The organism is Gemmatimonas sp. (assembly GCF_021298855.1).
Lineage (GTDB): Bacteria > Gemmatimonadota > Gemmatimonadetes > Gemmatimonadales > Gemmatimonadaceae > Gemmatimonas.
In genome coordinates this window covers 72519-97788 of sequence record NZ_JAJTHI010000010.1, presented here as the reverse complement: position 1 = coordinate 97788, position 25270 = coordinate 72519, and the positions used below count along the sequence as shown (strand labels likewise).

General features: G+C 68.9%; 29 protein-coding genes. 7 read left to right on the top strand and 22 right to left on the bottom strand.

What is annotated here, in order from left to right; genetic code table 11:
• Positions 1–12 precede the first annotated feature (12 nt).
• Entirely contained in the window at positions 13–444 is a 432-nt protein-coding gene (locus LW840_RS04530; RefSeq protein ID WP_291260073.1) for a hypothetical protein, read from the bottom strand.
• A 58-nt stretch (positions 445–502) separates the two neighbouring features.
• Between LW840_RS04530 and LW840_RS04525 the strand changes: the two genes are divergently transcribed.
• From LW840_RS04525 to LW840_RS04515, 3 genes are read left to right on the top strand one after another with little or no spacing between them, the layout of a single operon-like run.
• Positions 503–1489 carry a DMT family transporter gene (locus tag LW840_RS04525; protein ID WP_291260072.1) on the top strand — a complete coding sequence of 329 codons (987 nt, stop codon included), beginning with the start codon at positions 503–505 and terminating at the stop codon, positions 1487–1489.
• The gene (locus LW840_RS04520; protein WP_291260071.1) at positions 1486–2175 is read left to right on the top strand and encodes a haloacid dehalogenase-like hydrolase; all 690 of its coding nucleotides are present in this window, start codon (positions 1486–1488) and stop codon (positions 2173–2175) included. Before LW840_RS04525 ends, LW840_RS04520 begins: the two co-directional genes overlap by 4 nt.
• Positions 2172–2930 carry a hypothetical protein gene (locus LW840_RS04515; RefSeq protein WP_291260070.1) on the top strand — a complete coding sequence of 253 codons (759 nt, stop codon included), beginning with the start codon at positions 2172–2174 and terminating at the stop codon, positions 2928–2930. The genes LW840_RS04520 and LW840_RS04515 overlap by 4 nt, the downstream gene beginning before the upstream one ends.
• A 57-nt stretch (positions 2931–2987) precedes the next feature.
• On the opposite strand, the gene LW840_RS04510 is transcribed toward LW840_RS04515, so the two are convergent.
• The 15 genes from LW840_RS04510 to ruvB all read right to left on the bottom strand — a co-directional run bounded on the left by LW840_RS04510 (position 2988) and on the right by ruvB (position 16320).
• On the bottom strand, positions 2988–3125 hold the full coding sequence (locus tag LW840_RS04510; protein ID WP_291260069.1) for a FeoB-associated Cys-rich membrane protein: 138 nt from the start codon (positions 3123–3125) through the stop codon (positions 2988–2990).
• Positions 3126–3130: 5 nt separating this feature from the next.
• Positions 3131–5341 carry a ferrous iron transport protein B gene (feoB, locus tag LW840_RS04505; protein WP_291276489.1) on the bottom strand — a complete coding sequence of 737 codons (2211 nt, stop codon included), beginning with the start codon at positions 5339–5341 and terminating at the stop codon, positions 3131–3133.
• A 55-nt stretch (positions 5342–5396) separates the two neighbouring features.
• Complete coding sequence (locus LW840_RS04500; RefSeq protein ID WP_291260067.1) at positions 5397–5681, bottom strand: FeoA family protein; 285 nt, start codon at positions 5679–5681, stop codon at positions 5397–5399.
• 156 nt (positions 5682–5837) lie between these two features.
• Positions 5838–6665, bottom strand: coding sequence for a prolipoprotein diacylglyceryl transferase family protein (locus LW840_RS04495; protein WP_291276488.1), 828 nt, complete (start codon positions 6663–6665; stop codon positions 5838–5840).
• A 12-nt stretch (positions 6666–6677) separates the two neighbouring features.
• A complete protein-coding gene (gene tsaD, locus LW840_RS04490; RefSeq protein WP_291267554.1) occupies positions 6678–7757 on the bottom strand; it encodes a tRNA (adenosine(37)-N6)-threonylcarbamoyltransferase complex transferase subunit TsaD in 1080 nt (359 codons plus the stop codon).
• 14 nt (positions 7758–7771) lie between these two features.
• Positions 7772–8323, bottom strand: a complete 552-nt coding sequence (locus tag LW840_RS04485) for a TlpA disulfide reductase family protein (RefSeq protein WP_291260064.1) — start codon at positions 8321–8323, stop codon at positions 7772–7774.
• Positions 8320–8985: a ribulose-phosphate 3-epimerase gene (gene rpe / locus LW840_RS04480; RefSeq protein WP_291260063.1), complete on the bottom strand. Its 666-nt coding sequence runs from the start codon at positions 8983–8985 to the stop codon at positions 8320–8322. The genes LW840_RS04485 and rpe overlap by 4 nt, the downstream gene beginning before the upstream one ends.
• A complete protein-coding gene (locus LW840_RS04475; RefSeq protein WP_291276487.1) occupies positions 8982–9500 on the bottom strand; it encodes a PASTA domain-containing protein in 519 nt (172 codons plus the stop codon). The genes rpe and LW840_RS04475 overlap by 4 nt, the downstream gene beginning before the upstream one ends.
• Positions 9500–10849, bottom strand: a complete 1350-nt coding sequence (gene rsmB, locus LW840_RS04470) for a 16S rRNA (cytosine(967)-C(5))-methyltransferase RsmB (protein WP_291276486.1) — start codon at positions 10847–10849, stop codon at positions 9500–9502. The genes LW840_RS04475 and rsmB overlap by 1 nt, the downstream gene beginning before the upstream one ends.
• On the bottom strand, positions 10846–11841 hold the full coding sequence (gene fmt, locus LW840_RS04465; protein ID WP_291276485.1) for a methionyl-tRNA formyltransferase: 996 nt from the start codon (positions 11839–11841) through the stop codon (positions 10846–10848). The genes rsmB and fmt overlap by 4 nt, the downstream gene beginning before the upstream one ends.
• A 15-nt stretch (positions 11842–11856) precedes the next feature.
• Positions 11857–12417 (bottom strand): peptide deformylase, encoded by a 561-nt coding sequence (gene def, locus LW840_RS04460; RefSeq protein ID WP_291260059.1) that lies wholly within the window; start codon positions 12415–12417, stop codon positions 11857–11859.
• A gap of 60 nt (positions 12418–12477) precedes the next feature.
• Positions 12478–12828 carry a preprotein translocase subunit YajC gene (gene yajC, locus LW840_RS04455; RefSeq protein ID WP_291260058.1) on the bottom strand — a complete coding sequence of 117 codons (351 nt, stop codon included), beginning with the start codon at positions 12826–12828 and terminating at the stop codon, positions 12478–12480.
• Positions 12825–13982, bottom strand: coding sequence for a tRNA guanosine(34) transglycosylase Tgt (tgt, locus tag LW840_RS04450; protein ID WP_291260057.1), 1158 nt, complete (start codon positions 13980–13982; stop codon positions 12825–12827). The genes yajC and tgt overlap by 4 nt, the downstream gene beginning before the upstream one ends.
• A gap of 29 nt (positions 13983–14011) precedes the next feature.
• A complete protein-coding gene (gene queA / locus LW840_RS04445) occupies positions 14012–15103 on the bottom strand; it encodes a tRNA preQ1(34) S-adenosylmethionine ribosyltransferase-isomerase QueA (RefSeq protein ID WP_291268274.1) in 1092 nt (363 codons plus the stop codon).
• A gap of 188 nt (positions 15104–15291) precedes the next feature.
• Positions 15292–16320, bottom strand: a complete 1029-nt coding sequence (gene ruvB, locus LW840_RS04440; RefSeq protein ID WP_291260055.1) for a Holliday junction branch migration DNA helicase RuvB — start codon at positions 16318–16320, stop codon at positions 15292–15294.
• Between the two features lie 121 nt (positions 16321–16441).
• Here ruvB and LW840_RS04435 point away from each other — a divergent pair, with 121 nt between their 5' ends.
• Genes LW840_RS04435 through LW840_RS04420 form a run of 4 tightly spaced genes read left to right on the top strand, consistent with a single transcriptional unit; the run spans position 16442 to position 20664 of the window.
• Positions 16442–16978: a DUF3299 domain-containing protein gene (locus tag LW840_RS04435; RefSeq protein WP_291276484.1), complete on the top strand. Its 537-nt coding sequence runs from the start codon at positions 16442–16444 to the stop codon at positions 16976–16978.
• 12 nt (positions 16979–16990) lie between these two features.
• On the top strand, positions 16991–17746 hold the full coding sequence (locus LW840_RS04430) for an ABC transporter ATP-binding protein (protein WP_291260053.1): 756 nt from the start codon (positions 16991–16993) through the stop codon (positions 17744–17746).
• On the top strand, positions 17743–19320 hold the full coding sequence (locus tag LW840_RS04425; protein ID WP_291276483.1) for an ABC transporter permease: 1578 nt from the start codon (positions 17743–17745) through the stop codon (positions 19318–19320). The genes LW840_RS04430 and LW840_RS04425 overlap by 4 nt, the downstream gene beginning before the upstream one ends.
• 48 nt (positions 19321–19368) lie before the next feature.
• Positions 19369–20664, top strand: a complete 1296-nt coding sequence (locus LW840_RS04420; RefSeq protein WP_291276482.1) for a phospholipase D-like domain-containing protein — start codon at positions 19369–19371, stop codon at positions 20662–20664.
• 57 nt (positions 20665–20721) lie between these two features.
• On the opposite strand, the gene LW840_RS04415 is transcribed toward LW840_RS04420, so the two are convergent.
• The 6 genes from LW840_RS04415 to LW840_RS04390 all read right to left on the bottom strand — a co-directional run bounded on the left by LW840_RS04415 (position 20722) and on the right by LW840_RS04390 (position 25223).
• A complete protein-coding gene (locus LW840_RS04415; RefSeq protein WP_291270077.1) occupies positions 20722–21762 on the bottom strand; it encodes an endonuclease/exonuclease/phosphatase family protein in 1041 nt (346 codons plus the stop codon).
• 228 nt (positions 21763–21990) lie between these two features.
• Positions 21991–22590 (bottom strand): Holliday junction branch migration protein RuvA, encoded by a 600-nt coding sequence (ruvA, locus tag LW840_RS04410; protein ID WP_291268278.1) that lies wholly within the window; start codon positions 22588–22590, stop codon positions 21991–21993.
• Positions 22587–23156, bottom strand: coding sequence for a crossover junction endodeoxyribonuclease RuvC (ruvC, locus tag LW840_RS04405; RefSeq protein WP_291260048.1), 570 nt, complete (start codon positions 23154–23156; stop codon positions 22587–22589). The genes ruvA and ruvC overlap by 4 nt, the downstream gene beginning before the upstream one ends.
• A gap of 38 nt (positions 23157–23194) precedes the next feature.
• The gene (locus LW840_RS04400; RefSeq protein ID WP_291260047.1) at positions 23195–23938 is read right to left on the bottom strand and encodes a YebC/PmpR family DNA-binding transcriptional regulator; all 744 of its coding nucleotides are present in this window, start codon (positions 23936–23938) and stop codon (positions 23195–23197) included.
• 49 nt (positions 23939–23987) lie between these two features.
• Complete coding sequence (locus LW840_RS04395; RefSeq protein ID WP_291260046.1) at positions 23988–24824, bottom strand: DnaB-like helicase C-terminal domain-containing protein; 837 nt, start codon at positions 24822–24824, stop codon at positions 23988–23990.
• A gap of 3 nt (positions 24825–24827) precedes the next feature.
• Complete coding sequence (locus LW840_RS04390) at positions 24828–25223, bottom strand: hypothetical protein (protein ID WP_291260045.1); 396 nt, start codon at positions 25221–25223, stop codon at positions 24828–24830.
• Positions 25224–25270: the final 47 nt, after the last annotated feature.

Genomic DNA, 25270 nt, shown 5'->3' with positions numbered 1-25270 from the left:
TCCCGGGTTGCCCTACGACACGATGCCGGGGTGCGGGGTGGGGAGCGACGGGGCCTGCGCTCCATGCACGTTGAGCGTACAAGTGGTCGTGTGCTGCGAGCCGATGTTGATGATCATGCGATATTCCCCCGCCACATCGAGCGGCAGGTCGAGCTGCACGATGACCGGCATATCGAGCTCGCTCGAACCGGGCGGTGCGCCGCCAATCTCGAGTTCCGCCTGCGAGCTCCAGAGTTCATTCCCCTTGGGATTCATCCAGCGGAGCACGAGCGGGTACACACCGGCATCCTGCGCCGTGGCCTTGAGACGCAGGACAAACGAGGTGCGTGGGTGCAGGGCGGGGAGCTGCCCGACCTGAACGGCGTCGAAGATCCCCAGGATATTCAGCTTCCCTTCCTGGGAAATGTTCGCCGCATCGGCGAAGAGCGCGAAGGAAACATGCATCCCGCAAGATAACGTCACCGCGCTACCCGGTGTGGGGCCAAGTGCTCTACATTGCGGCATGTCGTCGCTGTCTCCCGTGCGCGCACGCGCCGCCACTCCCGCGTCTGCCGCCGAAGCGGCCAGTACCGCCGCCCCGCAGGGGTTCGGGGCGACCGACGCCGGGTTGGTACTCATGGCGACGATCTGGGGGGTCAACTACAGCGTCGTGAAGGCGGGACTGCAGGCCATGACCCCACTGTCGTTCACCGGGGTGCGCATGGTGTTTGCCTCGGTGGTGCTCTTCGGCATCGCTTCGTTCGTGCGTGCCGAGTGGCCCAACCGGCGCGACATCGTGCGCCTGCTCCTCCTCGGCCTGCTGGGGAATGGCTTCTACCAGCTGCTGTTCATCTCCGGGATGGCCCGCACGCGGGCCGGCGTGGCGGCACTCATCGTGGCAGCGGGGCCGGCATGGATCGCCATTCTGTCGCGGCTGCTCGGACGCGAGCGCGTGTCCCGTCTCGGGTGGGCCGGCATCGGGCTCCAGCTCGTCGGCGTCCTGTGCGTGGTGGGCAGCACACAGAAGTTCGAGGGCGGGAGCGACAGCCTGCTCGGTGCCGTCCTCATTGCGGCCGGCAGCATCGCCTGGGCGCTGTACAGCATCCTGCTCCAGCCGTATACGCAGCGCAGCAATGGTTTGCATCTGTCGGCCCTCACCTTGGCCAGCGGGGCAGCCATGATGGGGGTGATCGGCGTTCCTGACATGCTCCGGCTCGACTGGGGTGCCGTAGGGCTCACGGGGTGGGGCGCCGTGGCGTATTCCGCCCTGCTGGCCATGGTGGTCGCGTACCTCCTGTTCTACCGCGGCGTACGCATCCTTGGCCCGACCAAGACGGCCATGTACGGCAATCTCCAGCCCATCATCGCCATTGCCGTTGCGTGGATCCTCCTGCACGAGACCCCCACCGGATGGCAGCTGCTGGGGGCCGCCTGCATCATGGGCGGGCTGCTGGTGTCACGAACGGCCAAGGTGCGTCCGGCACCGGAAGCCCTGGAGGAAGCCGCGTGAAGCTGGTGCTCTTCGACATTGATGGCACATTGCTGCGCACGGATGGCGCAGGGCGGCGCTCCATGGAGTACGCGTTGCACCGCGTCTTCGGCGTTCGCGGTGATCCCGCGTACCACTACGACGGCAAGACCGACCGGCAGATCACCCGCGAGCAGATGCGGTGGGCCGGAGTACCCGACGCCGACATCGACCGGCGCATGGACGACGTGTTCGCGTGCTACACCGAACGACTCGCCGCCGAATTGGCGGACGGGGCGGAGCAGGCCATCCTGTTGCCGGGGGTCGAGCCGTTGCTGGCGCGACTGGCCGAGGAAGCGCCGGTCACGCTGGGGCTGTTGACCGGCAACATCGAAGCTGGGGCTCGTCAGAAGCTCAAGGCCGTGAATCTCGCGTGGGAGCAGTTTCTGGTGAATGCCTTCGGCAGTGATCATGAGCTGCGCCCGATGTTGCCGGCCGTGGCCCAACGTCGCGCCGAGGCGTTGCTGGGACGACAGATCCCGGGGGACCGCATGGTCATCATCGGCGACACGCCGGCGGACATTCACTGCGGGCGCTCCCTCAACGTGCGCGCCATCGGCGTGGCCACCGGGCGCTACACGGTGCCCGAGCTGGCCTCGCACGCGCCGACCGCGGTGTTCCCCACGCTGCACGATACCGAAGCCGTCGTCGAGGCAATCCTGGCATGACGTCTGCCCCCACCCCGCTTCCGGTGCGCGTGGTGGGCATCGTGCGCGGTCGCGACATCAATGCGACGGGGATCCTCGCACTCGATCATGACGCCATGGTGCTGGAGTGGCCGCAGGCGGCCGCGTGGCGCCTGGCGCTGGACGGCATCGAGGGACTCGGCATCGGTGCGCAGGGGCTGACGGTGTATCTGCGCGATCACGATGTGCTGGAACTGACGGGCGACGACGCCCTGCGGCCTTTCGCGCTGGCGGTAATGGACCGCGCCTGCCGCCTGCCCGAGCTCACGCGCGGACTGCGGCACTTCGGCGCCACCCCGCACCGTGCCGAGCGGGGCGCAGCGGCGACGATCCCGACCGATCGTGATGTGTTGCAGGCGGCCCACGATGCGTGGTTCGGTCCGCTCCTGGCGGCACGACGCGCCGTGCATGGCGTGAGCGACCCGGTCCGTCAGGTCGCGCTCATGGATGCGGTGGCGCTGACGGAGGCCATGACGGGAGCGTCCGCGCAGATCGCGCAGCAGCTGGCACCAACGGATGCTGCGGAACGGCGCGCCATCGAGGCCGCCATCGAGGATGAGGCGCGGGCGCTGTTCACCGCCCTCGAGCGACTGCGGGTCACCGGCGATCTCGTGCGCCACGGGGCGACGGACACCCGCTTCGCCGACTGGCGCCGGTGGGTGTCGGCGGTGCATGGCGTGTTCGCGTCGGCCGACGAGGCGTGGACTGTTGTCGCGGAGCTCGTGCGGGAGCACTGAGCGCGGCGCGCGCTGCTGCGGCGCACGCTGCTGCGGCGCGCGCGCCGGCGGGGTGGCTCAGTGGCCGCAGCCGCAGTCGGACCCGCACCCGTTCTTCGGCTGGCGCGCCGCCGCCGTGGCACGCCAGACCATGCGCCCCACGTAGCCCAGCGCGCCGGCCACGATGAGCCATACCACCACGCTCTCGGTCGTCATCGTCGTCAGCCTCCGAAGCCCAGCGCCCGACCACCGGCGTACACGATCCACGCGGCGCCGTACGCCAGGACGAGCATGTACGCGAACTGAATCGATGCCCACTTCCATCCCAGTGCGCCGCCACCGGCTTCGCGCACGGTGACGGCGACGGTGCTGATGCACATGAGCGCGAACACGTAGAAGACCATCAAACCGATCGCCACCAGCGGGGTGTACACGCGTGCGCCGGTCGTCGGATGCGTTTCGGTCTGCAGCTTCTCGGTCAGCGCCGCTTCGTTCTCTCCGCCCACGCCGTAAATCGTGCCCATGGTGGACACGAACACCTCGCGGGCCGCGAAGCTGGCGGCGATGCTCACGCCGATCTTCCAATCGTACCCCAACGGGCGCACCACGGGTTCGATGGCCTGTCCGATCTGCCCCAGCACCGATCCCTGCAGCTGCCGTTCCTGCCGGGCGACGTCGGGGAGCGACGGATCCACGACGGAGCGCGGGTACGTGGCCATGGCCCAGAGCACGATGCTGAGCGCCAGAATGACGGTGCCGGCGCGGCGCAGGAACAGCTGACAGCGCTGTGCCACGCTGACCAGCAGCGACCAGGCACTGGGCAGTCGATACGGGGGCAGCTCGAGGATCATGGGCCGCACCGGCCCCTTGAGCAGCGTCCGCTTGAAGATCGCCGCCACCACCAGCGCGGTCACCGTGCCGAGCAGATACATGCCCAGCATCGTCGCCCCCTGCAGCGTCAGCCCCGGCAGCAGTGCGGTGGCCGGCACGAAGGCGCCGATCAGCAGCGTGTACACCGGCAGCCGCGCCGAGCAGCTCATGAGTGGCACCACCATGATGGTGGCGAGTCGGTCCTTGGGGTCCTCGATGGTCCGCGTCGCCATGACGCCGGGCACGGCACAGGCGTAGCCCGACAGCATGGGAATGAAGCTCTTGCCATGCAGTCCCACCGTCCGCATGACGCGATCCATGAGGAACGCCGCACGCGCCATGTACCCGGAGTGTTCGAGCAGGGTGATGAACGCGAAGAGGATGGCGATCTGCGGCAGGAACACGAGGACCGACCCCACGCCGCCGAACACGCCGTCCACCACCAGCGATTTGAGATCGCCGTCGGCCATGCGATCACCCACGGCGCCGCCCAGGGCTCCGATGAGCACCTCGATGCCGTCCATGAGCGGTGCCGCCCACGAGAACACCGACTGGAAGACGACGGCCATGAGCAGGAGAAAGATCAGCGGGCCCAGCACCCGATGCAGCACGACCCGATCGATACGATCGCTGAGGTTCTGCTTTATCGAGCGCGGCCGCGACACGGTGCGCTCGATCACCTCGGCAATCCAGGCGTAGCGCAGCTCGCTCTCCAGGCGGCTGGGCTGATACCCACGATTCCTGAGCGCGGCGATGGCGTTCTGTACCTCGGCCTCAAGGCGGGGCACGGTGGCCAGGTGGGCTTCGGACTTCTGGACGCTCAGCAGGCGCAGTGCTTCCATCCCCGCGGCACTGCGAGCGAGTCCGGCGTCGGTGAGGCAGGTCGTGAGCGGCTCCAGGGCATCGCGCACGTCCGCCGGAAGCGTGAAGCGGCGCTGCGGTGGCGGGAGGGTGGCCGCGGTGAGGAGCGCCCGTTTGAGGGGATCCAATCCTTCGCCGCGCTTGGCCACCGTGGGCACGATGGGCACGCCCAGGGCGTGAATCAGCTCGGGGACATCAATGGCGATCCCCTCGTCTTCTGCCACGTCGTACTGATTGAGGGCGACGACGACCGGAATGCCCAACTCGAGCACTTGGCTCGTGAGGAACAGATTGCGCTCGAGGTGCACGGCGTCCACGACCACCAGGACGACGTCCGGCGTCCAGCGGTCGCTGTCGCGGTGGAGCAGGACTTCGAGCGCCACCTGCTCATCGGGCGAGCCGGCGGAGAGCGAGTAGCTGCCGGGCAGGTCGAGTACGGTGAACCGATGGCCATCGGGGCCCTTGACGCTCCCTTCGACCCGCTCGACGGTGACTCCGGCAAAGTTGCCCACGCGCTGCCGAAGCCCGGTGAGGGCGTTGAAGAGCGTGGTCTTGCCGGTGTTCGGATTGCCGATGATGGCGACCCGCAGGAGCGCGTCAGGGTGCGCACGCGAGGCATCGCGGAGGCCAGCCCGCCCGCTCTCGGGCGCCTGGTCGGCTGGCGCGGGCGGAATCATCGTCATGGGGTCACGGGCGGTCATCGCGTTCAGCTCGAGGCAGCGGCGCGGTGCGCCCGCCGGAGCCAGTTGCGCGGGCTCAGGCTCGCGCGGCGACCGGCTGCACGGTGATCCCCGCCGTGAGGGCCGACCCGAGGGCGAGCCGGGTCCCGCGCACCTCGAGGAGCATGGCGTCGCGCGCGTCGATGATGTTGACGGCGGTCCCTTCGCAGAAGCCAAGCGCGCGCAGGCGGCACGCCTCGTCGCCGGAGCACTCGATATCGACTACGGTGGCGCGGGTTCCGGCGCGACAGGCGCTCAGCGCGCAGGTTGTGCGCGGCGCAGTGTCAGCAGGCTGGAGCGTAGGAAGGGAGACCGAGCGCACAGGAGTAGATGAGAATGGTTCTCAAACGGTGTATTTGAGTATACACGACTCGGCGTTCTCGGCGCAATGGGGAATAGGGGCGTCGGGATTGAGGTGGCGGAGGCGTCTCGAGACCTCCCTCCCTCGTCTGCCGTTGAACCCCCTCGCCGAACCACCTCAGGCCGTCGCGGCGGTCCCCGGCCCCCGGCGCCCCACCAACAGCCCCACGCCAATCGTGAAGATCGTCAGGGCAATGATCTGGGCGGTCGTCAGGCCGAACGTGAGCGTGTCATCCTTGGCGCGAAAAAACTCCACGATGAAGCGCTCGATCCCCGCCACCACGCAGTACAGACCAAAGAGCCACCCTTCGCGGTGCGTGTGCGCGCGGAAACGCCACAGCACCACGAACATGATGAATCCCATCAGCGTCTCGTAGAGCTGCGTGGGATGTACGGCCACGACATCGGCGGAGTTCGTTCCGGCGGGGAAGCTCACGCCGAACTGCGAACTCATCACGCTCACCGTGCTCGGCGGCGCCCCCTCGGGGAACTGCGTGGCCAGGAAACCGTTCCACGGCCGCCCGTAGTCGTCGCCTACCGCCCAGCACCCCGTGCGTCCTACCGCGTAGCCGGCGGCAATGGCGATCCCCGCCACATCGGCGATGCGCAGGAAGTTGAGCTTCTTGTACCGGATGACCGCCCAGCAGAGCGCCACCGACCCCATGAAGCCGCCCCAGAACACGAACCCTCCGCGACTGAAGAACGCCCCCGGGTCGCCCGTCAGCACCACGTAGTAGGTCTTCGCGCCGATCAAGGTCCCCAGCAGCGCGGCGAGCACGATGTCGGGGATGGCGTCCGCCTCCACGTCATGGCCGCGACGCCACAGCTCCCGCTGGCAGATGATCTGCGAGACGGCGAACGCCGCCAGCACCGCGAGGCCGAAACCGGTGACCTCGAGCGGGCCGAGCTGGAAATTCGCGGGATGGTGCACAATGGGAGAAAGCATGCTCAAAAGTACTCAGTCCGCGGCGGCATGCCGGTCGGCGACCAGCCCCGGGAGGGGCATCGAGGCCACGGCGGTGAAGGTCGGGGCGCCCCGTTCGCCCTGCGCGGCCCGGAAGAGCCCCGCGGCGGCAATCATGGCGGCATTGTCGGTGGCGAGACGCGGCGACGGCGCAAACACCACACCACCGCGCCCGGCAAAGCGGTCCCGTATGGCCTGCTGCAGCGCGCCGTTGCACGCCACGCCGCCCCCCAGGACCACCCGGCCCCGCCGATGGGCCTTGGCGGCCCGATAGACCTTTTCGCCGAGCGTGTCGATGACCGCGTCCTGGAAGCCGCGCGCGATACTGGCGCGATCCTGCTCCAGCGTGCCGGCCTGCTCGGCCTTGCGCACGGCGTGCAGGACAGCCGTCTTGAGGCCACTGAACGAGCAGTCGTAGTAGTCCTCGTCGGTCACCACGGCGCGCCGACGCAGCATGGGGCGCGCGAAGTAGTGCGCGTGTCCGTGCTCAGGGCGGTCGGCCATCGCGGCCAGCTGTTCGATGGGACGCCCACCGGGATAGGGCAGCCCCAGCAGCTTGGCCACCTTGTCGAAGGCTTCGCCGGCGGCATCGTCGCGCGTCTGCCCCAGCAGCGTGTAGCGCCCCCAGGCGGGCACGTCGAGCAGCAGGGTGTGTCCGCCGCTCACCAGCAGCGCGGTGAAGGGCGGCGCCGCCTGCTCGTGCTCGAGCAGCGTGGCAAAGAGATGCCCCTCGAGGTGATGCACCGGCACCACCGGCACGTCGTGCGCGTACGCGAAGGCCTTGGCGTAGCTCGTGCCTACCAGCAGCGCGCCCACGAGCCCCGGGGCGTACGTCACCGCGATGGCATCGAGATCGCCGGGCGACACCCCGGCGTCATGCAGCGCCGCGTCCACCGCCGGCACGATGCCGGTGAGGTGCTGGCGACTGGCAATCTCCGGCACCACGCCACCGAAGAGGCGGTGCACGTCCTGCGACAGAATGACCAGCGACTCGATCACCATTGCCGTGGGCGTGCCGCTCACCACCGCCGCCGACGTTTCGTCGCACGAGGTCTCGATGCCGAGGACGCGCACGGAAGGCTGGCCGCTTACGACTTGGGCTGCGCGAGCAGCTGTTCGAGCAGGCGGCGGTTGCCCTCGGACGCCCAATCGTCGGCGCCGATCCATTTCTTGCGAATCACGCCGTCGCGGTCGAGGACGAAGGTCTCCGGGACACCGGTCGTGCGATAAATGCTTTGAATGCTGCCGGCCGCATCGTGCAGCACCTCGAAGGTGAGCCCGTACTCCTTCACGAAATCGCGGATCTTCTGTTCCTCACCGGCGTTGTCCACGCTCACGGCGACCATCTTGAGCCCCTTGGGGCCAAGCTCCTTGAACAGCTTCTCCATGCTGGGCATCTCGGTGCGGCAGGGAATGCACCAGGTGGCCCAGATGTTGAGCACCACGACCTCGCCACGATAGTCGCTGAGCGACTTCATGCGCGGCGGTGTGTCGAGCGTGGCGGCAGCGAACCCGGGGGCGTCGCTGCCCATGGTGATGCTCGTGAGTTCGTCCTCGAGGACATGTGACGCCGCGAACGCGCCGCCACCGAGCAGCGCCACGATGCCCAGGACCACCAGCCACTGTTGCTTCGCCGTCATACGTTTTCCGAGCAGAGGTTGCGCAGCACGGCGATTTCCTGCTGCGGATTGGCCGCACCAAAAATGGCGTTGCCGGCCACGAAGGTATCGGCACCCGCCTTCCAGCACGCCTGAATGGTGTCGCGCGAAATGCCGCCATCCACCTCCAGTACCGCGCGGCTCTGCGCCTGGTCCAGCAGGAAGCGCGCCCGTTCGATCTTGTCCACCGAATAGTCGATGAACTTCTGCCCGCCGTACCCCGGGTTCACGCTCATGATGAGCACGAGGTCGAGCAGGTGCACCACCTCTTCGATCGCGCTGAGCGGCGTACCGGGGTTGAGCGCCACCCCCGCCTTGGCGCCCAGCTCCTTGATGCGCATGATCTGGCGATCGAGGTGCGGCGCCGCTTCGGCGTGAATGGTGAGCACGTCGGCGCCGGCCTTCACGTAGTCGTCGAAGTAGTGCTCCGGCTCCAGCACCATGAGGTGCACGTCCACGACCTTGCTGGTGCTCTTCTTCACCGCGTCGATGACCTTCACGCCGAACGACAGGTTGGGCACGAAGCGGCCGTCCATGACGTCCACGTGGATCCAGTCGGCACCACCGGCCTCACACATGGCAATCTCATCACCGAGTTTGCGGAAATCGGCGCTGAGGACGGACGGGGCGATGCGAACGCTCATGAGGAAGAAGGCGAAGGAGAAGACGGTGCCGGTACCGCCAGCGTATCCGGATCGGTGCTGCGCCCGTCGCTGAGGATGAGCGTGACCGGCGATTCGGGGGCAAGTTGGGCGCCGGCTGCCGGGACCGAGGCCAGCACGGTGCCGGCCGGGCGGGAGGAGGCACGGAATTCGATTTCCCCCACCACGAGCCCGGCGTCGAGGAGCGCGTTGCGCGCCGCGCCTTCCTCGAGCCCCTCGAGTGCGGGCACCGCCACGACTTCCGCGGGCGGGGTGGGGGCGGTGTCAGCCGGGACATCCGCGCTCTTGCTCGGCGCCTCCCCGCCCTCCGCACCACGCGCCGCCGGCACATTCCCGCGCGCAAGGCTGTCGAGCATCACGGCCAGCGAATCTACCCCGGTGCCGCGCCCGGGCTCCAGCCGGTTCACCGTGAACACGCCGGCGCCCGCACCCAGCGCGCCGCCCAGCAGGAGGGCCATGACGGCGCGCGTCCCCCAGCGCTTGAGCGTGGCGTTCATCAGGCCGCCCTGCGCAGTCGCGCGGCAAAGGCCCCATCAAATCCGTGGCGATGCGGCAGGACGCGCAGCAGCCCGCCGTCGAGCAGGGCGTCCGGCACGGTGCCCGGGGATGGGGGTTCGACGGAGTACTCCGGATGATCGGCCAGAAAGGTCGCCACCTGGTCGTCGTTCTCCTCGAGCTCGAGCGAGCAGGTGCTGTATACCAGCAGCCCGCCGGGTTTCACCACGGTGGCCGCTGCCCGCAGGATGCGCTTCTGCAGCGCTCCCAGCACCGCGAAGTCGCTCACACGCAGGCGCCACCGCGCATCGGGGTGCCGCCGAAAGGTGCCGGTGCCGGTGCAGGGCACATCCACCAGCACGGCATCCACCGGCACGATCGCCGGCTGCGTTGCGTCGGCGATGACGACCTGCAGGCGATCGGCGTCGAGCCGGCCGAACCCGTGGAGCATGCGATCGACACGGGCGCCGTGCCGGTCGGACGCAATCACCATGGCCGCGCGTCGCGACAGCTCGAGCGCCTTGCTGCCGGGCGCCGCGCACAGGTCGGCCACCACGCTGCCAGCCTCCACCTGGGCATACTGCACCACCAGCGTTGCCGCCGGGTCCTGCACGTAGCAGTTCCCCTGCTTGAATGCGCCCAGTTCGGTGAGCGCCACCGAGCCGGCCAGGCGGACCGAATCGGGGACGCCGGGGACCTCGTGGGTCTCCACGCCGGCGCCATCCAGCAGGGCCACGAGCTGCGCCCGATCGATCCCGTACGGGCGCAGCACGATGCCGCCCGGGGTGTTGTTGGCGCTCAGCAGCCGGGCGGTGTCGTCCAGCCCCCATCGTGCTGCCCACCGCTGCACCACCCAGCGCGGGTGCGAATACTGCTGCGCGAGCGCGTCGAGGGGGTCGGCCGGAACCACCGGCTCGATGTGCGCCCGCTCCCGATCGATGCGGCGCAGGACGGCATTGGCCAGCGTGCTGGCGCCGATGCCGTGACGCTGCTTGGTCAGCTGCACCGTCTGGCCAATGGCGGCGTACGGCGGCACGCTGTCCATGTGCAGCAGCTGGTAGGTGCCGAGGCGCAGCAGGTCGGCCACGTCGGCATCGAGTTTGGCGATGCCGCCCCGTACGCGGTCGGCGAGGATGGCATCGAGCCGCGCGCGCGTGCGCAGCATCCCCCAGACGAGCTCCTGCACCCAGCGGCGGTCGCGCGCGTCGAGCAGCGTCGTGCGGCGTTCAAAGCTGGCGTCAAGCAGCTGCCCACCACGCAGGTCGGCCAGCACGAGTGCCGCCGCGGTGCGCGATTCGGTGACCTCGGGGCCCTTGTGCGTGCCCTGATAGGGGCGCTTCACGGTACTCACGACGCCGCGCCGCGCGCGTGGTCGCTGCTTGGCATGGCAAAAGCGTCACCCACCTGCACGCCCCGTCCGCGGGCCCAGGCGGCGGCCGTCATGCGCGGCTTGCCGCTGGGCTGCACGTCCATCAGGCGGACGGCGCCGCGACCGCACCGCACGAGCAGCCCGCCATCATCAACGCTGCGCACCGTACCTGGTGGACTGGCGCGGGTCGGCTCGTCGAGCGACGCGTCGGTGCCGTCCTCGTGAATCCGCGCGCCGAAGCACTTCACCTCCGCGCCGCGCAGCGTCGCGAACGCGCCGGGGCGCGGATCGAAGGCGCGCACGACCCGCGACACCACGGTGGCGTCGGCGGAAAAGTCGAGACGCGCCATGGACCGCTCGATCTTGGGGGCGTAGGTGGAGAGCGCGTCGTCCTGCGGCACGGCGCGCGAGACCCCCGCCTCGATGAGCGTGAGCGCCTGCACGATGGCCAGCGCGCCCATCTCCGCCAGCTGGTCGTGCAGCTCCCCGTAGGTGGTCTCGGCCCCGATGGGAATGCGCAGGACATGCAGCATGTCCCCCGCGTCGAGCGCCGGCACCATCTGCATGATGGTGACCCCCGTTTCGGCCATCCCCTGCAGAATGCTGGCCTGAATGGGGGCGGCGCCGCGCAAGGTCGGCAGCAGCGACGCGTGAATGTTGAGCGTGCCGTGCGGGGGCAGGTCGATCACGGCCTTGGGGAGAATGTGGCCGTACGCCACCACCACCGAGATATCGGGGGCCAGGTCGCGCAGCTGCTGCAGGAACTCCTCGCCGCGCGGCTTGAGCGGCTGCAGCACCGGCAGCGATTCCTCGAGCGCGACGACCTTGACCGGTGACGGATCGCGCTGGGTGCGCGAGCGGCCCCGCGGCTTGTCGGGCTGCGTGACGACACCCACCACATCGTGCCCCTCGCCCAGCAGGGCGCGCAGCGGCGGCACGGCGAAGTCGGGCGTGCCCCAGAACAGAATTCTCACGGGGCGCCGAGTCCGTTACGCGCTCGCGCCATCCTTCTCCGGCGGCAGATCGCCGACGGGAAGCACGCGGACGTTCTTCGGATACTTGGCCTTCTCGTACTCCCACTCCTTGAGCGCCGCCCGCTTCTTGAGCAGGCTCAGGCGGTCGGTGAACATGCGGCCGTGCAGGTGATCGATCTCATGCTGCAGGCACCGCCCCAGCAACCCCGAGGCGAGTTCCACTTCGTACCAGGCGCCGTCGATATCCTGTGCGCGCACCGTCACCCGCGCGTGGCGCTCCACGTCGGCGTAGATCTCCGGCATGGAGAGGCACCCTTCTTCACCCCGGATCATGCCGCCTTCCTTGTGCACGATTTCGGGGTTGATGACCACGAGTCGCGTCTCGTCGGCGTCCACCACGCACAGCCGCTCGCTGCGCCCGACCTGCGGCGCCGCGAGTCCCACCCCCTTCGCCACTTCCATGGTCTCGAACATGTCGTCGACCAGGCGGCGCAGCGCCGGGGTGATCTGCGTGACTACCTGCGTCTCCTGCCGGAGAATGGGGGAGCCAAGGACGTGAATATCGAGCAGGGACACGGGACGGTCGGGCGGGAAGTGCGGAAGAAGGAGCGAGAGGTCGCGCTGACGAGGCCGGACTCAGGCCGCGGGCGTGCTGCCGGCCACGGCGGCGATGCGGCCGCGCTCGACCACCAGCTTGCTTTCCCCCGACTTGATCGTGATGCGATCGGCGAGGGTGGCCGTGCCGTCTTTCCCCTGGGCGGCAATGTGCAGCACTTCGCCCACGATGCCGCCGGCGGTGACGATTTCGTCGCCCTTCTTGAGCGTCTTCACGCGCTCTTCGTGCTGCTTGCGCTGCTTCTGCTGCGGCCGGATGAGCACGAAGTAGAAGATCGCGAAGATCGCGCCGTACATGAAAATCATCTGCGGCACGGCGGCGCCGGGGGCGGCCTGCAGCAGGGCGAAGCTGGCAATGACGGAAGCGTTCATGACATGGTCTTGCTTGAGTGGTAACGGGCGAGCCAGTCACGGCTCCAGCCTGCGAACGTGCCGGCCTGAACGGCGGCGCGGGCATCGCGCATCAGCGCGACGAGGAAATGTACATTGTGGAGGCTCAGGAGGCGGAGTCCGAGGATTTCCTCCGCCACGAACAGGTGCCGGATGTACGCCTTGGAGAAGCGGGTGCAGGCGGCACAGGTGCACCCGTCCTCGAGCGGGGCCGGGTCGAGCCGCCACTGGGCGTTCTTGATGTTCTTGCGTCCGGTGCCCGTGAAGAAGGCCCCGGTGCGGCCCATGCGCGTGGGGGCGACGCAGTCGAACAGGTCAATGCCGCGGGCAACGCCCTCCACCAGATCTTCCGGGAATCCCACCCCCATGAGGTAGCGCGGCCGGTGTGTGGGGAGCTCCCCGTTCACGACATCGAGCATGGCGTACATGTCGGGCTTGGCTTCCCCGACCGACAGCCCGCCCACGCCATACCCCACCCAATCGCCACAGTTCATGATGGCCCGCGCCGAGTCCCGGCGGAGGTCCGCATGAATGCCCCCCTGCACAATGGGGAAGAGTGCCTGCACCGGCGTGGGGGCCAGCGTGTCGTCTGCCTGCAGTCGGTCGAAGGCCACCCGGCAGCGCTCGAGCCAGCGCACGCTGCGCTCCATGGCCACCTTCGCCAGCTCGTGGGGCGACTGCCCGGGCACGACATGGTCGAACTGCATGATGACGTCGGCGCCCAGGTTGCGCTCGATCTGCATGACCGACTCGGGGGTGAACTGCTGCAGAGACCCGTCGAGGTGGCTGCGGAACGCGACCCCCTCCTCGGCGATCGTGCGCAACCCCTCGAGGGAGAACACCTGAAAGCCGCCGCTGTCGGTCAGGATGGGGCCATCCCACTGCATGAACCGGTGCAGCCCGCCCATGGTGCGGATCATCGCGTCGCCGGGGCGCAGGCGGAGATGATAGGCGTTGGCGAGGATCATGGTGGCGCCGAGACGCGTCAGATCCTCCGGGTCGAGCGCCTTCACGCTGGCAAGGGTGCCGACCGGCATGAACTGCGGCGTGGCCACCTCGCCATGTGGCGTGGTGAAGACGCCGGCGCGGGCGCCGCCGTCGGTGTGGGTCGTCTGGAATTGAAACGGGCTGGTCACCGCGGAAAAGTAGCGGAACCGGCGTCAGGTCACACGATCGCCATCGCGTCGCCGTACGAGTAGAAGCGGTACTGCTCGGCCACCGCGGTCCGGTACGCGTGCATGGTACGCTCATAGCCGGCAAAGGCCGCCACCAGCATGATGAGCGTGGACTTCGGCAGGTGGAAGTTCGTGATGAGATGATCGACACCACGGAACTGGTACGGCGGCCGCAGGAAGATGTCCGTGTTCCCCTGGAACGGCTGCACGATGCCGTGCGCGTCCGTCGCCGTTTCGAGCGTGCGGACCCCGGTGGTGCCGACCACCCAGATCTTGTTGCCACGAGCGCGCACGGCGTTGAGCCGGTCCGCGGCCTCTCGGCTCACCTGGCACCACTCCTCGTGCATCACATGCCGCGAGGGATCATCATCGCTCACCGGCCGGAAGGTACCGGCGCCCACGTGCAGCAGCACATGCACGCGCTCCACGCCCTTGGCGTCGAGCCGGGTGAGCACGTCGTCGGTGAAGTGCAGGCCGGCCGTGGGCGCAGCCACCGACCCCGCCTGCTGGGCATAGACCGTCTGGTAGCGGCTCGCGTCGCCCGCTTCGTCGGCGCGCTCGATGTAAGGCGGGAGCGGCACGTGACCGTGCGCTTCCACCGCGTCCATGGGGTTGCCCGAGGTGTGCAGCTTCACGATGCGCGTGCGGCGCGGCGTCGTATCCACGATCTCCACCGCGAAGCCTTCGGCGATCGTCACGGTGCGGCCCGGGCGCAGCTTGCCGCCCGGGTGGATCATCGCCTCGAAGTGCAGGCCGTCGCTCGTGCCCTCGGCGGGGCGCAGCAACAGGATTTCCGCCGGCCCGCCGCTTTCCCGATGCCCCAGCAGCCGTGCCCGGAACACCTTGGTGGTGTTCAGCACCAGCGCGTCTCCGTCCGGAATCAGCTCGAGGATGTCGCGAAAGGTGCGATGCGCCAGCGACCCGTCGCGACGGTCGAGCACGAGGAGCCGACTGGCGTCGCGCGGTTCGACGGGCCGCTGCGCGATGTGCGTGTCGGGAAGCTCGTAGTCGTAGTCGGACGTGCGCGCGCCGGTGGGAGCCACCGGTTCCGCAGGGGCCGCAGGTTCGGACGAAACGGTCATAAGGGAGCGAAAGACAATCGAAACTGGTCCCGGGCGCAACGGTTGATTGGACATTCGTCCCGCAGGAGTGCGGGCTGGTCCCAGATCACGATGCTGAACGCAGGGCATGCCGCATGGGTTGCCACCGCAGACCGGACCGGGGGTGCAACAACGCGTGAGCAACGCGTCATGTTCAGTCGCAGGGCCGGCTAGAACAGCCCGTGCTGCTCCGTCGCGCCGGTTGGCGGCGTGAAGCCCAGGTGGCGATAGGCGTGCGCCGTGGCGAGGCGTCCGCGTGGGGTGCGCTGCAGGAAGCCGTGCTGCACGAGGAAGGGTTCGTACACGTCCTCGATCGTGCCGGCATCTTCGCCAATGGCGGCGGCAATGGTACCCAGTCCCACGGGACCGCCGTCGAACTTCTCGATGATGGCGCGCAGCAGCCGCGTGTCCATGTCATCGAGCCCGAAGTGATCGACATCCAGCAGCGCCAGCGCTGCCTGCGCCACCTCGACGGTGATGCGCCCGTTGGCGCGAACCTGTGCATAGTCGCGCACCCGCCGCAGCAGGCGGTTGGCCACGCGTGGCGTGCCGCGCGAGCGCTTGGCGATTTCGTGGGCGCCGGCGGCGTCCATCTCCACGCGCAGCACCTCACCCGTGCGGCGGACGATGATCTCGAGTTCCTCCACCGGGTAAAACGCCAGCTGGTGCACGAGGCCGAATCGCGCCCGCATGGGTGCCGTCAGCATCCCCAGGCGGGTGGTGGCGCCAACGAGGGTGAACTTCTGGATGTCGATCTGCACCGTCTGTGCGTTCGGACCGTCGGAGAGCCGCACATCGATCTTGTTGTCCTCCATGGCCGGATAGAGGAATTCCTCGATCACGGGGCGCAGCCGGTGAATCTCGTCAATGAAGAGCACATCGCCCGCGCGCAGGTTGGTGAGCGGACCCACCAGATCCTTGGGCTTCTCGAGCGCCGGCCCTGAGGTTGTGGTGAGGTTCACCCCCAGTTCGCGCGCCATCAGGTCGGCGAGCGTCGTCTTGCCCAGTCCCGGTGGCCCGAAGAACAGGATGTGGTCGAGCGGCTCCCGGCGCGCCCGGGCCGCCTCGATCGCGATGGCCAGGCTCTCCTTCACCTTTTTCTGCCCGATGAACTCCGCCAGCCGTTGGGGCCGCAGCGACAGTTCGACGAGCCCTTCTTCGGACAGGGCTTCCGGCGTGGTGATTTCGGCGCGCGACATGGCCGCAAATATACCGAAAGGGGACGGGGCGAGGGCAGCGGGTCGGCAAGGGCGTCCGATCGGGCAACATTCCGCCCTCATTCGCGTACATTGAGGTAACCGTTTTGCCCCCGAGACTGACATGACGCGTCGCACCCATTCGTTGCTTTCCGTGGCTGGTCTGGCTGCCCTGGTGGTGGTGGGATCGGCCTTTACCCGCCCCGGCGTACCACCGGTCGCCAAGCGGGTGGCCATCACCACGCCGGCGCGCCCCAGCGACACGCCCTCGCCCGTCGGGGCCTCGCAGCAGCCGGTCAACATCGACTGGCGCGTTCTCGCCGGCCTCGACTACACCAACGGCAAGGCCACCGATACGCTCCGCAAGCTCGAGGGGAAGCAGGTGCGCATCCCCGGCTTCGTGGTGCCTCTCGACGATTTTCAGGAAGAGGGGGCCGAGTTCCTGCTCGTTCCCTACTACGGCGCCTGCGTGCACACGCCACCGCCACCGCCCAACCAGATCGTGATGGTGGAGATGAGCGGCAAGAAGGCGGTCAAGCTCAATCTCTTCGACGCCGTGTGGATGTCGGGCACGCTCAAGATCGCCTCGGTCGAGAGCCCGTACGGCACCGTCGGCTACACGCTGGAAGGGATGAAGGTCGAGCCGTACTCCGCCAAGTAGCCCCGCATCCGCATGACCACTCCGACGTCGTCGGCGCGGGCCGTCGACCTGTCGAAGCTCCGATTCGCCTATCGCGCGGGCCAGGATGTGCTGGCGATCGATCATCTGTCGATCGCGCGCGGTGAAACGGTGTTCCTGCACGGGCCGAGCGGCAGTGGCAAGACCACGCTGCTCGGCCTTCTTGCCGGCGTGTTGCGCGCGACCGCCGGTCAGGTTCAGGTGCTGGGGCAGGACTTCAGCCGCATGTCCAACGGCGAGCGCGATGCCTTCCGCGCCCGCCATCTCGGGTACGTCTTTCAGATGTTCAATCTCATCCCGTACCTGTCGGTGCGGGAGAACATCCTGCTGCCCATTCGTCTCGAGCCGGCGCGGCGCGCACGCCTGGGGGCGCAGACGCTCGACGCGGCCGTGCGCGACGTGGCTTCGCAACTCGACATTGCCCGGTTGCTCGACACGCCCATTGGCGAGCTGAGCGTGGGGCAGCAGCAGCGGGTCGCCGCCGCGCGCGCACTCATCGGCAGCCCCGAGGTGGTGATCGCCGATGAGCCCACCAGCGCGCTCGATACCGACCGTCGCGAGCAGTTCCTCGAGCTGCTCTTCCGCTCCTGCGAGAAGGCGCAGGCCACCCTGGTGTTCGTGAGCCACGACCACACGCTCATGCCGCTCTTCTCGCGCATCGTGGAACTGGGGGAGATCAATACCGCGGCGACGAACGGGCGCCGCACCACGGCGTCGTTCCGCTCGCCACCGGCGGACCCGCGCCCATGATGCTCATTCTGCGTCTGGCCCTGGCCTCGTTGCGCAGCCGCAAGCTCACCACCGCGCTCACCGTGGCCAGCATTGCCCTCTCGGTCACGCTGCTGGTGGGCATCGAAACCGTGCGCGCCGGTGTTCGGGACAGCTTCGCCGGAACCATTCGCGGCGTCGATCTCATCGTGGGCGCGCGCGGCGGTTCGCTGCAGGTACTCCTCAGCACGGTCTTCGGCATCGGCAACCCGGCCGGCAGCGTGCAGCTGCGCACGATGCAGCGCTGGCAGCAGCACCCGGCCGTCAAGTGGGTGGTGCCCTACGCCCTCGGCGACAGCCATCGCGGCTTCCGCGTCGTGGGAACCAGCACCGAGTTCTACGCGCGCTACCGGTTCCGCAACAACGGGCGCATCACCTTCGCCGCCGGTCGCGCCGCGCAGGCCGACACGGAAGTCGTCATCGGCAGTGAAGTGGCCGCACGGCTCCAGTACGCCGTGGGGACACCGGTCGTCGTGACGCACGGTCTGCGTGACATCGGCACCAGCAATCACGACGCACACCCCTTCCGCGTCGTGGGCGTGCTGGCGCGCACCTTCACGCCCATCGACCGCTCCGTGTACGTCACGCTCGAAGGGATCGAGGCGATGCACGAGGAGGGCGAAGCCCCGGCGGAGGCTGCCGCGGTGCCGCCGGCAGGGGGGAGAGAGCCGGGAACGGAGAACCGGAATCGCGCGATCGTCGAGGCCAACAAGCAGCGCGCGGCGAGCATTCCGAAGGCACCACCGGCAGGCGTGCCCATGGCCATGCCGGGTGCCGAACCGCCTCCCGGTGCGCCCCTGGTCATGCCGGGTGCCGAACCGCCCCCGGGGACGCCCCTGGCCATGCCGGGCGCCGAACCCCCGCCGGGGACGCCGGTGGCCATGCCCGGGGCCGAGCCCCCCCCGCCTCCCGCCGCACCGAAGGTGCGCGTGACGCCTGCGCCGTCGTCCGCCGACCGGAGCGCCGCCGATCAGGCCGATGAGGCGGAGCATGATCACGGCGATGACCAGATCACGGCCTTCTTCGTGGGGACCAAGAATCGCTTCGAAGCGCTCATGCTGCAGCGCGAGATGAACACGGACCTGGTGGAGCCCCTCACCGCCATCATCCCCGGCGTGGCACTGGGCGAACTGTGGCAGAACATCGGCAGTGCCGAAGTGGGACTGCGGGTGATCGCGATGTTCGCCGTGGCCATCAGCATCACCGGTATGCTGGTGGCGCTCTACTCGTCGCTCGAGGCCCGTCGGCGCGAGATGGCCATTCTCCGCGCCGTGGGCGCGGGGCCGCGCACCATTCTCGCGTTGCTCGTGCTCGAGAGTACGCTGCTGGCGTTCCTGGGCTGCGTGATCGGCGTGGCGCTGGTGTACGGCGGGCTGGCGGCCACGCAGACGCCAATCGAACAGCGCTTCGGTATCCACCTCGCCCTGCGCGCCCTCGGTGACACCGAGTACCGCTATCTCGCGATGGTGATGATCAGCGGCATGCTGATCGGCTTCGTGCCGGCGTGGAAGGCGTACCGGACGAGTCTGGTGGACGGGCTGTCGCCGCGCGCCTGACCGCGCATGTGGAAGCGGCTGCCCCCCCGAACGCGACGGCAACAGCAGGTGGCACGCCTGCTCGCCGTCGCGTTCTTCTTCGTTCCGCTCGTGTTTGCGCTTGCGCAAACGTGGCATCGCTTCGCCGACACCTTCGGCACCACCGACATCCGCGTGCTGCGGCCGATCGGCATGGACAGCGTACCTGCCGCAGACTCGCCACGCTTCCGCACGGCACTCGCCGCGTTCACGCAGACCACCATGGAGCCCGGCCATCGTGTCGACCTGCTGGTGGACGGCCCGGCGACCATGGCGCGCCTCGATCAGGACCTGCGCGCGGCGACCCGGTCCATTGCGGTCCAGAACTACTACTGCGAGCCCGGTGCGGTCACGGAGTGGCTCAAGACCCGGCTCGCCGAACGGGCCCGCGCCGGGGTCGCGGTGTACTTCCTGCGCGACGGGTTCGGCTGCAATGCGCTCACCCGCGGGTGGATGGACAGTCTGCGCGCCGCGGGTGCCGGTGTCGCCACGTTGCGCCCCGTGCGCTGGTGGGCCATGCACGAATCCATGCATCGCTCACACGTGCGCATCGTGACCATCGATGGACGCGTGGGCTACGTGGGCGGTTTCGGCTTTGCCGACAAGTGGATCTCCCACGACGGTGAACCGTCGTGGCGGGAGACCGCCGTGCGCTTCACGGGGCCGGCCGTGTCGCAGCTGGTCGGGGCGTTCGCCATCGGCTGGGCCAACGCCACCGGTGATCTGCTCACGGGTGAATTTCCCGCCGATGTGCCGGTAGCCGCCGCGGAATCGGGCGCGGTGGCGGGTGTGATGTTCACGCAGCGGGCGTTCGGTACCTCCGTGCCGGAGCGCTTCCTGGCGCTCGCGCTCGCCGGGGCGCGCCGCCGCGTGTACATCACCAACTCGTACTTCGTACCCAATCGCGGCCTGCGAGAATGGCTCGTCGCCGCGGCGCGGCGCGGTGTGGATGTGCGCGTGCTCGTGCCCAGCCGGAAGATCGATATCCCGTTCTCCCATTGGGCCGCGCGCAGCACCTTTTCCGAACTGCTCGCCGGGGGCGTGCGCATCTACGAGTATCGCCCGGCCATGATGCATGCGAAGACGATTCTGGTCGACGAGACCTTCGTGTCGGTGGGCAGCCTCAACCTCGACAACCTGTCGCTGCGCATCAATGACGAAGCCGTGCTGCAGGTACAGGACCACGCGCTGGCCGACGCCATGGCCGGGCAGTTTGCGCGTGATCTGGCGCAATCGGTTGAGGTCACGCCGAGCCTGCTGTCGCATCGCGGGCTCTACGAGCGTGGCATGACGCTGCTGGCCCGACTCATGCGCAATCTCATGTAGACGGCGCGCAGCACACCGGTTCGCCGTGCGCGGTTCGCGTCGGTCAGCGCGCGTCGGTCAGCGCGCGTCGGCGAGGGTGAGACGGGTCATCAGCGGGTAGTGGTCGGATCCGTGCGCATCATCGAGCCGCCGCGACACGGGTCGGTCGAACACCGGCGTCTGGGCGGACGGCGTCGGCAACCGCGTGGCGGCTGACGGACCGGATGTGGCGCGCTCCTGCTCCTCGGCCACGGGCAGGCGGAACAGCATATGATCGAGGGTGCGCCCCACACCCAGCGGGCGACCGGCGTACGTGGGGCCGTTGGTGGCATTGCCGTGCGGGAAGTGCGCACGCAGCACGGCGACCGCACGTTCCCATGACGAGGGGGCCCACGTGTTGAGATCGCCAGCCACCACGGTTGGCAGCGCGTTCGAGTCGCGCGCCAGCGCCGCCGTGAGCGCCTCGGCTTGTCGCGCACGGCCGCTGCCGAAACTGCGTTGGAACCGGGACAGGATCGAGCGATTGTCGAGGTGTACGCTCACGACGCGCACGGGCAGCGGCCGTCCATCGGGCGTGGTGGAGCGTACGGTTGCGCTTGCGGCTACACGCCGCTGCCCCTCGAACGGCAGCTCGATGGCCGTGTGATCGTCGAGCGGCAGCGTGGATACGATGGCGTTGCCGCGGTCTTCGCGGGCACCGTCCGCGTCTGCCCAGCCATTCGCCATGGACGGGACATAGAACAGGTGCAGGCCATGGTCCCGCGCCACTTCGACGACCGCCGCCCGCTGGCCCTGAGCGGGCCGTGGCGCAATCCGGCGTGGCCGCATGGCCGCCCCGCGTGGTACGTCGTGGCCGGTCCGATACACTTCCTGCAACAGCAGAACGAAGTGCTCGACGCTGTCGCCACCCGTGAAACGTCCCGCACGCAGGTCGCTGATGAAGCCGGGCAGATTACCCCCGCCCACGTTGGTGTTCCAACTCACCACCGTAAGTTCGTGGGCCGACGTGGGGCGCTGCCCGAGGGGCGCCTCGTACCGCTCCACGACGGCCGGGCCGACGCCGGCGCACCAGCGGTCGAGCTCCTCCCGGTCACTGGCCGGACCCTGGACCCACCTCACGCGCCCTGGGCTGGCGGCCGCGCAGGCCGCATGCCCCTTGCCCGCGGGTGCCGCGGGGATCGCGTGAAGGGCGGTTCCACCAGCAATACCGAGCGCAGAGAGGGTCACGAGCAGACCGGGCCGGGGGCGGAAGGTGAAGATCACGCGTGTGAGACCCCCCGCAGCGGGAAATGTTCGGGAACCCCCCCGACAGGCCGGGACTCACGTCCGTCACGTGAGTCCCGGCCTTCACTTCCCCGTCAACTTGCCCAGCGCGCCCCGCACCACGGTGCTCACGTCGCCGGCGGCACCGCTCTCCATGACGGCCCGCACCGCACGCTCGGCTTCTGGCTGATTGTAGCCGAGCGCTACCAGAGCGCGCGTGGCGTCGTCGGCCACGGGATTACCGGGGGCGGCCCCGCCCGACGCCGGCCCGCTGCCTACCACGTCGATCTTGTCGGCGAGATCGAGAATGATCTGTTCCGCCTTCTTGCGTCCCACGCGGGGGACCCGCATGAGTGTGGTGACGTCCTTCTCCCGCAGGGCCCGCACGACGCGTTCGGGGGTGAGCGCCGAGAGAATGCCGAGGGCGAGCGCGGGACCAACCCCCTTGGCGCCGAGCAGCTTCTGAAAGACGGCACGCTCATAGGGGTGCGCGAACCCGTAGAGGTGCCAGGCATCCTCGCGCACGGAGAGATGGGTGTGCAGCGTCACCTGCTGTCCCGTAGCGGGCAGCCCTTCGAACACCGACAGCGGAATGAGGCACTCGTAGCCTACGCCACCGGCCGTCATGATTTCCACGCGGTCGAGTTCGCGGGTGACCAGCGTGCCGGTAACCAGTGCGATCATGAGCGAGACTCCGAGGGACGGCGGGTGATGTGCGGGCGCGCGGCCTCGCGAACCGAAGCGAGCGACGGCAGGTTGAGCGGCGGCAGCGAGGGCAGCGTGACCGACAGACAGGCGCAGAGCGCGGCAGCCACCCCATCCGCCGCATCGGCCGGTTGCGGTGGCTGCTTGAGCCGCAACAGCCGGCCGACCATGAACTGCACCTGCTCCTTGCTGGCGCTCCCCCGCCCGGTCACGGCCTTCTTGATCGCCGCGGGCGGATACTCGTGGATCGTGAGAGCCGCCTGTTGCGCGGCGAGCAGAATGACGCCCCGCGCATGCCCGAGGACGACGGTGGTGCGCACGTTCCGGGCGTAGAACACGTCTTCGATGGCCAGCGTATCGGGGCGGTGCCGGGCAATGAGTTCGCGCACCCCCTCATGCACCTCGTGCAATCGCTGCGGGAGCGGGTCCCGCGCGTTGGTGCGAATCACGCCGCACTCCACAAGGGCCGTGCTGCGTCCCTCGAGTGACACCACGCCATACCCCGTCACCGCCGTGCCCGGGTCGATGCCGAGCACCAGCTTCATGGTGTGCTCACGGGGGAGATGACGAACGCCACATCGGGCTACGCGCCGGCCATGGCGCTTTCGTCCATCTCGAAGTTGGCGTCGACCTTCTGCACGTCGTCGAGCTCTTCGAGCGCTTCCAGGAGCCTGAGCAGCGCCGCCGCATTGTCGCCGTCCACCTTGACCGTGTTCTTCGGCACCCAGGCGAGCTCGGCGTCTTCGACCTTGTACTTCTGGGACTCGAGCCCTTCCTTCACGGCGTGCAGCGCCGCGGGCTCGGTCGTGACGACAAAGAGCTCACCCTCGTTCGCGACGTCGTCGGCCCCGGCTTCGAGGGCCGCCTCGATGAGCGCGTCCTCGTTGACGCCGTCCGCCGGCACCGTCATCTGGCCCTTGCGGTCGAACATGAACGCCACCGAATTGCTCGTGCCCATGTTGCCGCCATTGCGCGAGAGCTTGTGGCGGACGTCGGCCACCGTACGCGTGGGGTTGTCGGTGACGGCCTGGATCATGATGGCCACCCCGCCCGGGCCGTACGCTTCGTAGAGCACCTCGGTGTAGTCCACGCCCTCGAGCTCGCCCGTTCCCTTCTTGATGGCCCGCTCGATGTTGTCCTTGGGCATCGAGCTCGCCTTCGCATTGTCGATGGCCGTGCGCAGGCGCGGGTTGCCGGCCGGGTCGCCGCCGCCCAGCTTGGCGGCCATGGTGATTTCGCGAATCAGGCGGGTGAACAAGGCGCCGCGCTTCTTGTCGGTCGCCGCCTTGTAGTGCTTGATCTGCTTCCATTTGCTGTGGCCGGCCATCTGCTCCTCGGACTGGTGGTGGTTCGTCCGGCAATCTAACAGGAGACCGCTACTCGGCCACGTCCTCGAAGCGGCCGAAGCGGGCGTCGAAATAGAGGTCCACGTAGGTGCGCGCGCCGCCGCGATTCTTGAGCACGAGCAGCTCTGCCGCTCCCGACACCCCGCGGTCGAATTCGTACATCTCCTCGCGGAAGAGCCCCAGGACCACATCTGCGTGCGTGCCCACGGCACCACCGAGGCCGAAATCGGCCAACCGCGGGCGTCGGTCAGCCCGGGTCCGATCGAGCGCGGGCAGGTGCGCGGTGACCAGCACGGCGAGCTGGCGCGAGAGCGCCAGGCGCTTGAGCGCGAGCACCGCGAAGCCCAGGGCGTCCGCCTGGCCGTGGTCGCGCTGCAGCGTGCCTTCGAGCGTGTCGATGATGACCAGGGCGGCGCCGGGGGTGGCCTCCACGGCGCGTTCGATGGCGGTGATTCCGCCATCGAGCAGCGTTTCCACCACCGGGGCCCGATCACGCAAGGACAGGGCGGCCGCGGCCAGACGGGCCCGCTCGGCCTCATCGACGGCGCCGAGCCGCATGTGCTCCACGGAGACCCGCGCGGACATGGCAAGGGCCCGCTCGTAGATGCGCTCCGGCTGCATCTCGGTGGAGACGATGAGCGCCCGTGAGGCACTGCGCAGCGCCACGGCCAGGGCCAGCGCCGATGACCCGGCGCTGTCGTCACCCCCGAGCACGATCAGATCGCCGCGCCGGAACCCGCCGCCGAAGAGACGATCGATGGAGGGGAAGTGCGTCGGGACGAGCTCCGGATCCACCTGCCCCTCGCCGGTCCGATCCACGCGCGCCACGATGCGGGTGAGCGGCGAAATGTCGTGATCACCGGCCATCGGTCAGCCGCCCGCCAGCAGTCGGGCCAGGCGCTCCAACTCCTGTACCGACGGACCATCGAGGTGGGCCCCGGCGGCGGCGACCACGGTGCGGAGGGCGCCCGCCGCCTGGAGTGGGGTGCCGGTGCTGGCTTCGACACACCGCGCGAAGGGCACGCGCGTGGTGGCCGGGAGCGCCAACGACGCCAACCAGATCTTGGCGCCCGAGGCGCGCGCCACCCGGTCGGATGCCGGCAGCGCGCTCCCCGGTGTGAGCCCATGGGCGAGACGGGCGGACAGCAGGGCCGCAAGCGCCACTTCGCGCCCGCCACCCAACGGCAGGCGCCCCGCCAGGGAGGCCAGGGCGGGAAATCCGAAGCGAAGCGGGTCCAGTGCGTACGGGAGGGGATCGGTCAGCACACCCAATTCTAGCACGAACCGGCACGCCGTGGCGGGGGCACCCCCTG